This window comes from Paraburkholderia sp. SIMBA_030 (assembly GCF_046535245.1).
In the GTDB taxonomy this organism is placed as follows: domain Bacteria; phylum Pseudomonadota; class Gammaproteobacteria; order Burkholderiales; family Burkholderiaceae; genus Paraburkholderia.
Genome location: NZ_JAWRXB010000845.1, coordinates 1 through 262 on the forward strand (window position 1 = coordinate 1; position 262 = coordinate 262).

General features: G+C 64.5%; 2 pseudogenes. Both read left to right on the forward strand.

Annotation, left to right across the window (positions count from 1 at the left end):
- Nucleotides 1-84: pseudogene (locus SB772_RS42380) on the forward strand (ParA family protein); the annotation flags it as partial.
- A gap of 19 nt (nucleotides 85-103) precedes the next feature.
- A pseudogene (locus SB772_RS42385) lies at nucleotides 104-262 on the forward strand (chromosome partitioning protein ParB); the annotation flags it as partial.

A 262-nucleotide genomic window follows, 5' to 3' on the forward strand; every position in this document is an offset into this window, starting at 1 on the left:
GTGGTGTTCGATCGCGCCTCGCGCGGCGCGCAGGCCTACGTGCAATTCGGCGCGGAAATGATCGAGCGCGTACGCGCACTCTGACGCAGACTGGAGAAGCACGATGAACGCAGTAGCACGAAAAAAGGGGCTGGGTCGAGGACTGGAAGCACTGCTCGGCGGTAGCGCGGACATCACCGAAGCAGTGAAGATCGAGGGCGCGCCCAACACGCTGCCGCTCACGCAGATGCAGGCGGGCAAGTATCAGCCGCGCACGCGCATG